Genomic DNA, 12689 nt, shown 5'->3' on the forward strand with positions numbered 1-12689 from the left:
CGCCGGGCCGGGCGGATGGCTGTAGGGTCGGGCGAATGACCGCGTACGGCCTCCTCGTCTCCCCCTCGCACAACCGGGTCTACGCACAGGCCGCAGCGGGCCTTGTGAAGGCGGAGCTGGCCGTGTTCAGCGAGCGGGCGCTCGGCGGGCGCGTCCGCGACATCCAGGAGACCGCGATCGGCGGCGTCCCTTACGTGACGTTCTCCGCCGATGGACTGGCGGAGCAGGACGTCCGCCTTCTGTCGAACCTGTCGTCGCTGTACGCGCTCTTCCAGATCGTCGAGGACGACCTTCTCCGTCCCGTCGCGCTCCGGCCGCTCGACCTGTTCGGCAGCGACCTGCTCACCATCCAGAAGTACGCGGGCAAGACGAACGAGTACTTCACGAAGCTGCTGCTGAACGTCACCGCGATGGCGGCCGAGTCCCCCATGGACCTGGTCACTGGACGTCCGCGCGTCCTCGACCCCCTGTGCGGACGCGGCACGACCCTCAACCAGGCCATGATGTACGGCCTGGACGCCGCCGGGATCGACATCGACGGCAAGGACTTCGACGCCTACGCCGCCTTCATCAAGACCTGGCTGAAGAACAACCGGGTCAAGCACCAGGCCGAGGTCGCCAACATCAGGCGTGAGAAGGCCGTGCTCGGACGCCGTCTCCACGTGACCCTCGGCGCGTCCAAGGAGCGCTACAAGGGCGGCGAGACGATGGAGATCACCGTCGTGAACGCCGACTCCCTCGACGCGGGGAAGTTCTTCCGGCCCGGGTCGTTCGACCTGATCGTGACCGATGCGCCGTACGGCGTGCAGCACGGCAGCCGTCCCAAGGGCGGGCAACCCGGGCGCAAGGGCAAGGGGAACCTGTCGCGCAGCCCGGTCGAGCTCCTCACGGCGGCCGTGCCCGAGTGGGTCCGGCTGCTGCGCCCGGGCGGCGCCATCGGCATCTCGTGGAACACGTTCGTGGGGCGCCGTGAGGAGCTCGCGGACGTCCTCGCGTCCAACGGCCTGGACGTCCAGGACTCCGACGCCTACCGCGGGTTCCGCCACCGCGTCGACCAGGCCATCACCCGCGACCTGATCACCGCCCGCAAGCCCTGATCACAGTTCGCCGACGCCCGTTCGCGTACGCCCGATCGCGCGCCGGTCATGGAGCGTGCCAGCGGTCTATGTGCGGGAGCAGCTCGGCCAGGTCGTGGATGAGGGCGTCGGGCGGTGTGAGGCCGGGACGGCTGAAGGCGTGCGTGGTCTGGTGCCGGACCTGGACGGCGCGCAAGCCGACCGCCTTGGCGCCGTGGATGTCGTCGTACGGGCGGTCGCCGACGAAGACGCAGGATGCGGGGTCGGTGGCGCCGACAGCGTCCAGGGCGGCGCGGAACGCCTCGGCGTGCGGCTTCGTCCAGGGGATCTCGCTGGAGTAGACGGCGCCGTCGAGCAGGTGCAGGACGTCGTCCCGGGCGAAGATGCGTTCGTGCAGGTCGCGCGACCAGATCGTGTTGGACAGGACGCCGACCCTGATCCCGCGGTCGCGGAGGGCGCGGAACAGGCCGGGGACGGCGGGGTCGGTGTGGGTGTGCGGCGTCCAGGTCTCGAAGTGGGAGGCGAGGAGCGCCTCGGTGGGCTCGACGCCGGCGATCTCGAAGAGCTCGGCGAGGGTGGCGCTGCGGTGCTCCTCGTCGCCGCGGCGCCAGAGCGCGAGCTCCGCGTCGGCGAGCGCGGCGGCGGCCTTCTCGACGTCGTCCGGGGGGAGGTGGGCGGTGCAGATCGCGCGCCACATGTCGGCCAGTTCGATGTCGTGCCAGGGGGTCAGCGTGCCGCCCCAGTCGAAGATCACAGCTTGTACGCCCATGCCCCGGATCGTAACCATCCGGCCGGGCATGGACGATCACTCCGGAACGCGGCGCTTCGTCCTGGCGCGACCGTGAGTAGGGCGCCGGTCAGCGGGGATACCGGTCCGATCAGCGGGAACCGACACGAACTGGAGGAGCCATGAGGGCGCGCGAGCCCGGTGAGGCCAGGGACTTCCGCGACGACATCGACGACATGGGCGACAACACCCAGGACGAGCAGATCGGGTTGACGGAGGAGTACGTCACCGATCCGCCCGAGGAGATGGAGATCGAGGAGCCCGAGCAGAGCAGGGACGGGCTGGGCATCACCGAGTACGAACGGCAGACGGCCAGGGAGAACGACGAGGAGCGGCCCCGCCCGGACACCCCCGCCGAGTCCGACGCCGTGAACCCCACCCGGAGGCCGTGAGCGCGGTGTCCCGGGTCACGGCATGCCACGCGTCGGTCTTGAGGGAACCGTCCGCGTTGAGCGGCCACCGCACCACGCGCATGGGCAGCGCGGACGTCACCCCGCCTTCCTTTCCCTGGGGCGGGCAGAAATAGGACAGAACGGAGATCTTAGGCATCCGGCGACCATCTGTCAGACCGTTCCGCCGCCTCGGACCAAGGACCGAATCCTGCCCGGGACCTTCGACCGAGATCGCTCCCCGCGGGAATCAGGAGAGCCGATCAGCGGCTTTAGTGGGCGTCGACCAACCCGTAGCCACGAAACGGACTCCCATGAGCGGATCGCCCAACGGCTCGTCCGGAACGCCGGTGACCGGTGTCGACGGCACCGCCTTCCGCTCGGTGCTGAGCCGTTTCGCGACCGGCGTGGTCGCCGTCACGGGCGTCGAGCCGGGTTCGGGACGTCCCACCGGCCTGGTCGCGAACTCCTTCACGTCCGTCTCGCTCGACCCGCCCCTGGTGGCGTTCTGCGTCGCGCACACCAGTACCACCTGGCCGCGCCTGCGCCCCGCCGACCGGCTGTGCGTCAACATCCTCAGCGAGGCGCAGCTCCACGTCTCCACGAGGCTGGCGCTCAGCGGCGGCGACAAGTTCGCCGGCCTCGACTGGACGGAGTCCCCGGGCGGCGCCCCGATCATCGACGGCGCGCTCGCCTGGATCGAATGCTCGGTGGACCAGGAGCACGCCGCAGGCGACCACATGATCGTCGTCGCCCGGGTCCACGCCCTGGCCGAACACCGCGACGACCCCCCACTGATCTTCTACAAGAGCGCCTACGGCACCCTCACCTGACCGCCTGATCAGACGGGTGTGTCTTCTGGGGCCTTGAGGCGGGCCAGGACCTGGAGGGGGTCGGCGAGGACGTCGGCGAACGCGAACTCGGCGGCGCCGACGAGGGTGGTGTCGTCGCCGAGGGCGGCGGTGCGGAGCTTGACCTTCTCCCGGGACGCGGCGAGGGCGCCGGTGGCGAGGACGCTGCGGACCTGCGCGGCGGCGCCGAGGTAGATGTCGCGGAGCGTCCCGCCGAAGACGACGAGTCCGGGGTTGAAGACGTTGACGAGGTTGGCGACGCCGAAGCCGAGCCACGTGCCGACGCGCTGCAGCGCCTCCCGCGCGACGATGTCCCCGGCGTCCGCGGACGCCACGATGTCGCGGACGGCGTCGCGCCCCGGCTGGCCTGGGATCTCCTCGCGGCCCGCGTGGGCGAGCAGGGTCCGCTCCCCCACCTCGGCCTCCAGGCAGCCCTTCGAGCCGCAGGCGCACGGCCGCCCGCCCGGGTTGACGATCATGTGGCCGATCTCGCCGCCGTAGCCCTCGTCGCCGCTGAGCAGCCGCCCGTGCGCGATGATGCCGCCGCCGACGCCGACGTCGCCGTGCAGATAGATGAGGTTGTCGGAGTTGACGCCCGCGCCGCGCTCGTGCTCGGCGAGCGCGCCGAGGTTGGCGTCGTTGCAGACGGAGACGGGGACGCCGAGGCCGAGGCGGCGGGACAGCAGGTCGCCGAGCCGCAGGTCGCCGACGTCGAGGTTGGGGCCGAACATGATCGTGTCGTCGGAGCGGCGGACGGTCCCCGGGAACCCGACGGCGGCGCCGACGCAGACGGCGTCCCGCTCGGCCTTGCGGACGAGGGAGCGGGCCCCCGCGCCGAGCACTCCGACCAGGTCGGCGGGGTCGGAGTCGCGGGACCGGACGCCTTCGCGCCGGTCCAGAATCACGCCGCCGAGCCCCACCCGCGCGACGACGAGCCGGTCGACGCCGACCTCGAACGCGAGCACGTACACGCGGGTGGACTCGGGCCGGACGACCAGCGACGGGCGTCCGGCGCGCCGTCCTGGGCCGCGCGGCAGCTCCTCGCGGACGAGCCCGGCGGCGGTGAGGTCGGCGGTCAGCGCCATGATCGTGCTGCGGTTCAGGCCGAGGGACTCGGCGAGCGTCGCCCTGGACGCGGGCCCGCGCAGATGGACGAAGCGCAGCAGCGTCCCGAGGTTGTGCCGCCTGATCTCCTCTTGTGACGGGCCGCCCTTCATCATCGGCGCAGCCCCAGCTCGCCGCTGGCGCCCGAGGTGATCAGCTCAACGACCTGCCTGTGGGTGACGTCGGCGGTGCTGACCTGCGCGACCATCCGGCCGAGGTACAGCGCGGCGATCCGGTCCGAGACCGCGAAGACGTCGTTCATGTTGTGCGAGATCAGCACCACGGCGAGGCCCCGGTCGGCGAGCCGCCGGACGATCTCCAGCACCTGCTGGGTCTGCGCGACGCCGAGCGCGGCGGCGGGCTCGTCCAGCACCACGACCTTGCTGTCCCACAGGACGGCGCGGGCGATCGCGACGGTCTGCCGCTGCCCGCCGGACAGCGTCGAGACCCGCCGCCGGACGGAGCCGATCGTGCGGACGGAGAGCCCGGACAGCGTCCTGCGCGCCATCTCCTCCATCGCGTCCTCGTCGAGCGCGAGGCCGCGGCGCCGCTCCCGGCCGAGGAAGAGGTTCTGGACGATGTCGAGGTTCTCGCAGAGCGCGAGGTCCTGGTGGACGATCTCGATGCCGAGCCGGGTGGCGTCGCGCGGGCTGCCGACCCGCACCGGGCGGCCCTCGAAGCGGTACTCGCCCGCGTCGAACGGGTGGATCCCGCCGATGCACTTGACCAGAGTCGTCTTCCCGGCGCCGTTGTCGCCGACGAGCGCGGTGACCTCGCCCGGACGCGCGCAGAACGCGACGTCGTGCAGGACTTTCACGGAACCGTAGCTCTTCTCGATGCCGCGCAGATCCAGGGCTGGCGTCACTGACATGCCGAGGGGCTCCCACCGTGCCGCACCGCCGCCGCGCGCCAGGCGGTCGTGATCCGTGAGCGTATCAGCAGCCCACGCGTCCCCGGCGGGGTTCACGGCGTCACCTCCCCGTGCTCGACCGCCGGCGCCTGGCCAGCGCGTCGATGCTCGCGGCGAGCAGCAGCACCAGGCCGGTGATCAGGTAGCTGAGGTAGGCGCTGGTGCCGAGCAGCCCGAGCCCGTTGTCGATGAGCGCGATGACGAGCCCGCCGAGGACGGCGTCGCGCGCCTTGCCGCGTCCGCCGAACAGGCTCGTCCCGCCGATGACGGCGGCGCCGACCGCGTACAGCAGCGTGTTCCCGCCGCCGGCGTTGGTGGCGACGGAGTTGAGCCGGGACGCGGCGACGATGCCGCTGACCGCCGCCAGACCGGACGCGATCATGAAGACGGAGATCCGGATCCGGGTGACGTTGATGCCGGCGCGGCGGGCGGCCTCGGAGTTGCCGCCGACCGCGTAGATGTGCCGTCCGTAGGCGGTGCGGCCGAGGACGAACGTGCAGACGATCAGCAGCGCGCCGACCAGCGGCACGCCCCACGGGATGCCGCCGAGCGTGATCAGCGGGCTGGGGGCGCGGTCGAGGCTGAGCACGTAGGTGCTGATCAGCAGGGCCGCGGCGACGACGGCGCACTGCGCGATCACGAACTCGACCGGCTTGGAGTGCAGCCGCCGGACGTGCTGGCGCCGCCATCGCAGCAGCTGCGTCGCGGTGTACCCGGCGACGCAGACGCCCGCGAGCGCCCAGCCGAGCCAGATCGGCATGTTCTTGTTGGACAGCGCGACGATGACCTCGTCGCGGACGGGCACCGTCCCGCCCTCGCCGATCAGCTTCAGCGTCACGCCCTGCAGCCCGAGGAAGAACGCCAGCGTGACGACGAACGACGGTATCCGCAGCACGGACACGAGCCAGCCGATGGACGTCCCGATGACGATGCCGATCGCCACGCCGCTCAGCACGGCGGTGTACCAGGGCTGCCCGGCGTCGGTGATGAGCTTGGCGAGCACGGCCGCGCACAGCCCGCTGGCGACGCCGGCGGCGAGGTCGATCTCGCCGAGGAGCAGCACGAACACCAGGCCCATCGCGAGGATCGTGATGGGCAGCGCCTGCACAGACAGGTTCGCCATGTTCCCCTTGCTGAGGAACGTGTCGGGCTTCAGCGCGGTGAACAGCACGACCAGGGAGATCAGGCCGAGGACGGCGGGCAGCGCGCCGAGCTCGCCCGCCCTGATCCGGTGCCAGTAGTCCAGCAGCGCGGACCTCATGTCGTGCTCGCGCCGGTCGGTCGCGAAGTCCGAGTCCGCCAGCGTCATGGCCCTGCTGCCCTCGCTGAGGTCGTTCTTGGTGAGGTCGGCGCCCTTGGCGACGTCGTCGCCCGGGATGTCGGTGGACACCTGCGTCCTCCCTTCAGATGCTCTCGGCGGCGGTCTGCGGCGCGAGGCCGAGACCGCCGGAACGGCCGGCGGTGATGAGCTCCACGACCTGGCCGTGGGTGACCTCGGAGCGGGCGACGTCCGCCGCGACCCTGCCGAGGTACAGCGCGGTGATGCGGTCGGCCACCTCGAACACGTCGTTCATGTTGTGCGAGATGAGCACGACGGCGTGCCCGGTGTCGGCGAGCCGCCGGACGAGGTCGAGGACCTGCCGGGTCTGCGCGACGCCGAGCGCGGCGGTGGGCTCGTCCAGGATGACGAGCCTGGACTCCCACAGCGCGGCCTTCGCGATCGCGACGGTCTGCCGCTGCCCGCCGGACAGGCTCGCGACCTGCTGCCGGACGGACTTGACGGTGCGGATCGACAGCCGCGCGAGCGTCTCCCTGGCCGCCTCCTCCATGGACGGCTCGTCCAGCACGAGGCCCTTGCGGCGCTCCCGTCCGAGGAACATGTTCTGCACGATGTCGAGGTTGTCGGCCAGCGCGAGGTCCTGGTAGACGACCTCGATGCCGAGCGCGGACGCGGCGCGCGGGCCGTCGACGGTCACGGGACGGCCGTCGAACTCGATCCGTCCCGAGTCGAACGGGTGGATCCCGGCGATGCACTTGATGAGGGTGGACTTGCCCGCGCCGTTGTCGCCGACGAGGGCCATCACCTCGCCGAGCCGCACCGTGAAGTCCACGTCGTGCAGCACATGGACGGCGCCGAAGCTCTTGTTGAGCCCGGTCAGGCGGAGGACGGGGTCTCCGTTTTCTGCCACGTGGTTCCTTCCGTGTCTCCCCTGCCGGGGATGGTGCCCGTGGCGGGCCCCTACGTCCCGGGTTTCCGGGTATCCGGGACGCTCCCCAGTGGATCGGGGCCCGCCACGAGGTCGGCGGGGCGCGCTACTGGATGCCCGCGTCCTTGCACTTGGCCGCGTAGGCGCCCTTGCAGAGGTCGTCCTTCTTGATGAAGCCGTCGGCGACGACCTGCTTGACGTTGTCCTCGAAGACGGCGATGGGGGTCAGCAGGACCGACGGGACGTCCCGCTTGCCGGTCGGGTCGTTGACGGTGCCGTTCGTCTCGCCCTTCTGCCCGTTGATGAGGGAGACGGCGAGCTTGGCGACGGCGTCGGCCTCCTGCTTGACCGGCTTGTAGACGGTCATGCACTGGTTGCCGTCCAGGATGTTCTGCAGGCCCTCCAGGGTCGCGTCCTGTCCGGTGACGGCGACCTCGCCGGCCTCCTTGTTCTTCTTCAGGATCGACACGACCGCGCCGCCGAGCGCGTCGTTGGCGGCGACCACGCCGTTGATCTTGCCCTGCTGCTCGGTCCACATCTGCTCGAAGATCGTCGCGGCCCGCTCGGCCTTCCACTCCGGCACGGCCTGCTCGGCGACCTTGGTGTAGGCCGTCGCCTTGTCGAGGACGCTGTGCGCGCCCCGTGAGAACAGGGTCGCGTTGTTGTCGGTGGGCGCGCCGTTCAGGTAGACGATGTTCGACTTCTTGTCACCGAGGCACTTCTGGAGGCCCTTGCCGAGCTCCTCGCCGACCTTCACGTTGTCGAACGACACGTAGTAGTCGGCGACGCCGCCGAGCGTGAGCCGGTCGTAGTCGATGGTCTTGACGCCCTGCGCCTGCGCCTTGCGCTGGACGGCGGCCGCGGAGTTGGAGTCGAGGCCGTCCACGATCAGGACGGTCACGCCGCTGGTGAGCATCTGGTCGGCGATCGTCTGGAAGCGCTGGGCCGAGCCCTCGGCGTTCTGGATGTCGTAGCCGACGCCGGCCGCCTTGAAGGCCTGCTCCAGGTAGGGCCGGTCGAAGCTCTCGTACCGGACGGACGAGGTGGTGTCGGGCAGGATCACGCCGACCTTGCCCTTGGCCGATCCGGAGCCGCCGCCGGACTCGCCGGAGTCGTCCCCGCACGCGGTGAGGGTGAGCGCCGCGGCCGCGGTGAGGGCCGTCAGGCTGAGGATCCCCTTGCGCATAGCCCGGGTCCTTTCTGGGGGTGGCCGCCGTGCCGCGGCCGGGGGGTAAGGCCGAGATGTCGGTGGACGAGGCCTCCGACTTAAATGTTGTGCCCCGCAACTTATGTCGGGCTTGTCCGTCACGCCAGACCCGCCGCCCGGTTGATTTGTTGTTGGCGGTAACAATCATGTAACGCGAGATCACCTAGGGCGGGCCCGCATACCAGCGCCGCGCACACACGCCACCGCGCCCGCATGCGCGGCGGGCGCGGCACAACCCCAGAATGTTCGGCGCGTCAACAATCAGCCCGACCGGCGGCCATCACGAGCCGCGCGGAACTCACCGACCGTTGCGATCGTTGGTCGGCGTCCTGGCCTGCTCCGCGCGCGGAGGAGGGATCAGCGGAGGGCGAGGACCTGTGCGATCCGGTCGGCCGCGGCGGACGCGTCGTCGGCGGGCGCGATGCGCTCGGCCCACGACCACCAGTACCACCAGCCGTCCGCGGCCTGCTCCGCCAGGACGTTCTCGGTCAGCGCGGACGCGTCCGGGTTCAGCACGTGCAAGGTGGGCGACTGGCCGCGGGGCAGGACGAGCCGCACCCGCAGGCCGCGCTCGACCAGCCGTTCGCCGAGCTCTTCCAGATATTCGATCCGCGTCTTCGACGGCGCGGTGGTTCCCGTATCGTCAGGCGTCATCCTTAGTTCCTCACGGCAGTTCCTCACGGACTCCGCGCGGCCCGACGGGACTTCAGCCTCCCGCTTCGTCCGCCCGTGCGCAAGCACCGCCGGGCTGGTCAGCCCGGCGGCGGCCCGGTCGGCGGCGCGCGTTTCGAACGTCGGCGAGCGGCTATCCGGGATATCTTGCGCGTAACAGATGAACAGGACTTGGGGGGCGAAGTATGACGCTGGGCCCTGATCCAGCAGCCGACCCGGACGCCACTCCGGCCCTCGGCACCCCGGCGGGCGCCGCCCCGGACCCCGGGCAGGCGCCCGGACCAGCGCCCGGACCGGCGGCGCCTCGACCGGCCGGGACGCTTCGCGCGGGCGCGCGGACGTGGCACCGGTTCCACTACGCGGTCGGCGTGTTCCTCATCGCCTACGGCGCGACGGCGCTGCTGAGCGGGTTCCTGCTGTGGAGCGACCGGCAGGACGAGATCGACGGCTACTTCGACTCCGGCCCGGCGACGGGGCTCCTCGTCCTGGTCAAGCTGGTCGAAGGGGTGCTCGTGCTGTCCGCGGTGGCGGGGGTGGCGCTGCGCCGCGACCTCCTGTTCGTGCCGTCGACGGCGGGCTGGATGGCGGGGTTCGCGATGTTCGCCGTCCTGGACGTGTTCACCGGCCGGTGGGGCGGGCTCGCCGAGCACCTGCTCTACCTGGCGGGATTCGTCGTCCTGCTGTTCGTGTCGTACGGGCTGAGCGCGAAGGCCCAGCTCGCGAGCGCACCACAGCCCGACGAGGGCTCCGAGGACGCCTCGCCCGGCGACGGCCCGCACCGGCTGACCCGGACGCAGGAGTTCGCGCTCCAGGCGATCAACCGGGCCGTCGCGCTGACCGGCCCGCGGCCCCGTCCCGGACACCGTCCTGAAGGACGCGACTGATCTTGGCAGAAGTTGCCCTTGGTGACCGTTCCGCACGGTGACACGTTGTGGCTCATGAGAGCCCGAAAACTGGCGTTGCCCCTGGTGATGGCGGCGTCCCTGGCGGTGCCCGCGGCGCTCGCGGCGCCCGCCGTCGCACGACCCCAGGCGGCCCCGTCCGGCTGTGATCCGACGCAGACCGCTCCGGTGTACCGGGGCAAGGTCCCCTCCCCCAAGCAGGTCCTCGGTTTCGAGCTCGGCGAGCGGCAGGCCACCGCCGCCGAGTCCGACAGGTATCTGGAGACGGTCGCCGCGAAGAGCGAGCGTGTGCTCTCCGGGACGCTGGCCAGGACGGCGCAGGGCCGTCCGCTGAATTACGCCATCGCGGGACGTCCCGAGCTCCTGTCCAAGGCCGGGCTGGCCAAGGTGCGGCTGGAGGCCGGGCTGCTGCGCGACCCGCGCACACCGGACGCGCTGGCCAAGCGGATCACCGCGCGCGGCGTCCCGATCCTGTGGGTCAGCGGGAACGTGCACGGGAACGAGCCAAGCGGCACGGACGCGGCGCTCAGGGTGCTGCGCGACCTCGGCGACCGCTCCGACTGCGCCGCCACGTCGATCCTGGACAACGCGCTGGTGATCGTCCTGCCGACGCAGAACCCGGACGGACGGGAGGCGGACACGCGCCAGAACGCCTACGGCTTCGACATGAACCGCGACTGGTTCGCGCGGACGCAGCCGGAGACCGACGGCAAGCTGGAGATGCTCAACGAGTACCCGCCCGCGCTCTACATCGACGCGCACGAGATGGGCGGGACGTCGTACTTCTTCCCGCCGAACGCCGACCCGATCTACCACGAGACGCCGGAGCAGGCGGTCGGCTGGATCAACGACCTGTACGGCGCGGCGATGGCCACCGAGTTCACACGGCAGGGCATCGACTTCTTCAACCGCGACGTCTACGACCTCTTCTACCAGGGGTACGGCGACTCGGTGCCGACCAGCGCGTTCCACGCCGCCGGGATGACGTTCGAGAAGGGCGGCGACAGCCCGTACCCGGAGCGGGTGAAGGAGCAGTACCTCACCCAGTGGGTGACGCTGTCGGCCGCGGCCCGCGACCGGCACCGGATCCTGGGCGAGTGGCGCCAGATGACCGTGGACGCCTACACGCAGGGCAAGGCGGGGAAGCTGGAGCCCAACCAGATCTACAACCCGCCGAACCAGATCGACCGTCCGGTGCCCGACCGTCCGGTGCGGAGCTACTTCCTGCGGGACGACGACCCGTCCAAGCGCGACGAGGTCCGCACGATCGTGCGGCGCCTCCAGCGGATGGGCGTGGACGTGAAGCGACTCGTCCGGCCGCTGACGGTCCCCGACTTCAAGGCGTACGGGCATCCCGAGGCGAAGACGACCCTCCCCTCCGGCACGTACTGGATCTCCATGGCGCAAGGCCAGAAGCACTGGATCCAGGCGATGCTGAACGAGGACTCCTACACGCCGTTCCCCTACTTCTACGACGTGACGGCCTGGAGCCTGCCGCTGCTGGGGAACGTGTCGGGTGGGTCGTCCGGGGCCGTCCTGCACCCGCGCGCCGTCCCGGTGCGGACGCCGCCCGCCCCGCGTCCCGGACATGACGGCAGGGCGCCGAAGATCGGCATCCTGCAGCTGTCGGCGGCGTCGTCGGCGGCGCGCCAGTCGGCCGGCTGGCTGCGGCACCGCCTCGACCGCGACTGGAAGCTGCCGTTCACCCCGCTGACCCCGGCGGACGTGGCCGCGGGCAAGCTGGCCGGCGTCGAGGTCCTGCTCACGCCGGACGGCCCGGCGAAACCCGCCCACGACGCCCTCGGCGCCACCGGCCGGGCCGCGCTCCAGCAGTGGACGCGGGACGGCGGCCGCTACGTCGGCTGGCAGGGCGGCACGGAGCTCGCGGCCCTCCTCGGCCTGACGACGGCGACGCTGTCGGAGCCGACGTCCGACATCCCCGGCACGCTGTTCCGCGTGCAGGTGGACGGGACGAGCCCGCTCGCCGCCGGCGTCGGCGCCACGGCCTGGAACTTCACGTCCTACGACCCGGTGATGAAGGCGTCCAGCGGCGTCGTCGTGTCGTACCCGGAGACGGACTCGCCCGGCTGGTTCGTGTCAGGGTTCGAGCGGGGCGCGTCCGAGCTGGGCGGCACCGCGGCGGTCGTCGACCAGCCCGTCGGCGCGGGACGTTCCGTGCTGTTCGCGGCGGAGCCGAACTTCCGCGCGTTCACCGACGGGACGGCCAAGCTGCTCTACAACGCGATCCTCGGACGCGACCCGTCCAAGGCGACGGCCCCGCAGGCGGGCGCCACCGCGGAGGCGGCGCGGCAGGCGGCGGCGCTGCCGTCGTACGAGTCGCCGATCCGCGTCTCGGTGAAGGCGGCCGACGCGGCGAAGGCGGCGTCGATCCTGCGGTCGGCGGGCGCGACCTGGGCCGAGAGCCGCGGCGGCGGCGTCGTCCACTACGTGATCGACAACCCGCGCGGGCTGCCGACCGACCACCATCCGTTCGCGGGACGGCTCCCGTCCCTGATCCGGCGGGCGGGGATCCACCCCGTGGCCGTCACCCTCCCCTGAGTCGAACGGCGTGCCGGGCTGCGGG

12 protein-coding genes are annotated in these 12689 nt (G+C 71.4%); 5 read left to right on the forward strand and 7 right to left on the reverse strand.

Annotated elements, in window-relative coordinates; all coding sequences use genetic code 11:
* Window positions 1–35 precede the first annotated feature (35 nt).
* The gene (locus tag ACH34T_RS35185) at window positions 36–1097 is read left to right on the forward strand and encodes a TRM11 family SAM-dependent methyltransferase (protein ID WP_396025293.1); all 1062 of its coding nucleotides are present in this window, start codon (window positions 36–38) and stop codon (window positions 1095–1097) included.
* 46 nt (window positions 1098–1143) lie between these two features.
* On the opposite strand, the gene ACH34T_RS35190 is transcribed toward ACH34T_RS35185, so the two are convergent.
* On the reverse strand, window positions 1144–1845 hold the full coding sequence (locus tag ACH34T_RS35190) for an HAD family hydrolase (protein ID WP_396025294.1): 702 nt from the start codon (window positions 1843–1845) through the stop codon (window positions 1144–1146).
* Between the two features lie 140 nt (window positions 1846–1985).
* Here ACH34T_RS35190 and ACH34T_RS35195 point away from each other — a divergent pair, with 140 nt between their 5' ends.
* Window positions 1986–2255 carry a hypothetical protein gene (locus ACH34T_RS35195; RefSeq protein ID WP_396025295.1) on the forward strand — a complete coding sequence of 90 codons (270 nt, stop codon included), beginning with the start codon at window positions 1986–1988 and terminating at the stop codon, window positions 2253–2255.
* A gap of 311 nt (window positions 2256–2566) precedes the next feature.
* Window positions 2567–3085: a flavin reductase family protein gene (locus tag ACH34T_RS35200; protein WP_396025296.1), complete on the forward strand. Its 519-nt coding sequence runs from the start codon at window positions 2567–2569 to the stop codon at window positions 3083–3085.
* A gap of 8 nt (window positions 3086–3093) precedes the next feature.
* On the opposite strand, the gene ACH34T_RS35205 is transcribed toward ACH34T_RS35200, so the two are convergent.
* The 6 genes from ACH34T_RS35205 to ACH34T_RS35230 all read right to left on the reverse strand — a co-directional run bounded on the left by ACH34T_RS35205 (window position 3094) and on the right by ACH34T_RS35230 (window position 9185).
* Window positions 3094–4320 (reverse strand): ROK family protein, encoded by a 1227-nt coding sequence (locus tag ACH34T_RS35205; RefSeq protein WP_396025350.1) that lies wholly within the window; start codon window positions 4318–4320, stop codon window positions 3094–3096.
* Window positions 4320–5078, reverse strand: coding sequence for an ATP-binding cassette domain-containing protein (locus tag ACH34T_RS35210; RefSeq protein WP_396025297.1), 759 nt, complete (start codon window positions 5076–5078; stop codon window positions 4320–4322). The genes ACH34T_RS35205 and ACH34T_RS35210 overlap by 1 nt, the downstream gene beginning before the upstream one ends.
* Window positions 5079–5178: 100 nt before the next feature.
* The gene (locus ACH34T_RS35215; protein WP_396025298.1) at window positions 5179–6507 is read right to left on the reverse strand and encodes a sugar ABC transporter permease; all 1329 of its coding nucleotides are present in this window, start codon (window positions 6505–6507) and stop codon (window positions 5179–5181) included.
* 13 nt (window positions 6508–6520) lie between these two features.
* The gene (locus ACH34T_RS35220; protein WP_396025299.1) at window positions 6521–7306 is read right to left on the reverse strand and encodes an ATP-binding cassette domain-containing protein; all 786 of its coding nucleotides are present in this window, start codon (window positions 7304–7306) and stop codon (window positions 6521–6523) included.
* Window positions 7307–7430: 124 nt separating this feature from the next.
* Window positions 7431–8510, reverse strand: coding sequence for a sugar ABC transporter substrate-binding protein (locus tag ACH34T_RS35225; protein WP_396025300.1), 1080 nt, complete (start codon window positions 8508–8510; stop codon window positions 7431–7433).
* Window positions 8511–8888: 378 nt separating this feature from the next.
* Window positions 8889–9185: a hypothetical protein gene (locus ACH34T_RS35230; RefSeq protein ID WP_396025301.1), complete on the reverse strand. Its 297-nt coding sequence runs from the start codon at window positions 9183–9185 to the stop codon at window positions 8889–8891.
* 203 nt (window positions 9186–9388) lie between these two features.
* Here ACH34T_RS35230 and ACH34T_RS35235 point away from each other — a divergent pair, with 203 nt between their 5' ends.
* Window positions 9389–10087: a hypothetical protein gene (locus ACH34T_RS35235; protein WP_396025302.1), complete on the forward strand. Its 699-nt coding sequence runs from the start codon at window positions 9389–9391 to the stop codon at window positions 10085–10087.
* 54 nt (window positions 10088–10141) lie between these two features.
* Window positions 10142–12664 (forward strand): M14 family zinc carboxypeptidase, encoded by a 2523-nt coding sequence (locus ACH34T_RS35240; RefSeq protein ID WP_396025303.1) that lies wholly within the window; start codon window positions 10142–10144, stop codon window positions 12662–12664.
* The last annotated feature ends 25 nt before the right edge of the window (window positions 12665–12689 follow it).

This window comes from Actinomadura sp. 9N215 (assembly GCF_044326345.1).
GTDB lineage: Bacteria > Actinomycetota > Actinomycetes > Streptosporangiales > Streptosporangiaceae > Spirillospora.

Coding starts and splice junctions, on each gene's coding strand:
- ACH34T_RS35185 (WP_396025293.1), top strand. CDS start 36: ATGACCGCGTACGGCCTCCTCGTCTCCCCCTCGCACAACCGGGTCTAC.
- ACH34T_RS35190 (WP_396025294.1), bottom strand. CDS start 1,845: ATGGGCGTACAAGCTGTGATCTTCGACTGGGGCGGCACGCTGACCCCC.
- ACH34T_RS35195 (WP_396025295.1), top strand. CDS start 1,986: ATGAGGGCGCGCGAGCCCGGTGAGGCCAGGGACTTCCGCGACGACATC.
- ACH34T_RS35200 (WP_396025296.1), top strand. CDS start 2,567: ATGAGCGGATCGCCCAACGGCTCGTCCGGAACGCCGGTGACCGGTGTC.
- ACH34T_RS35205 (WP_396025350.1), bottom strand. CDS start 4,320: ATGAAGGGCGGCCCGTCACAAGAGGAGATCAGGCGGCACAACCTCGGG.
- ACH34T_RS35210 (WP_396025297.1), bottom strand. CDS start 5,078: ATGTCAGTGACGCCAGCCCTGGATCTGCGCGGCATCGAGAAGAGCTAC.
- ACH34T_RS35225 (WP_396025300.1), bottom strand. CDS start 8,510: ATGCGCAAGGGGATCCTCAGCCTGACGGCCCTCACCGCGGCCGCGGCG.
- ACH34T_RS35230 (WP_396025301.1), bottom strand. CDS start 9,185: ATGACGCCTGACGATACGGGAACCACCGCGCCGTCGAAGACGCGGATC.
- ACH34T_RS35235 (WP_396025302.1), top strand. CDS start 9,389: ATGACGCTGGGCCCTGATCCAGCAGCCGACCCGGACGCCACTCCGGCC.
- ACH34T_RS35240 (WP_396025303.1), top strand. CDS start 10,142: ATGAGAGCCCGAAAACTGGCGTTGCCCCTGGTGATGGCGGCGTCCCTG.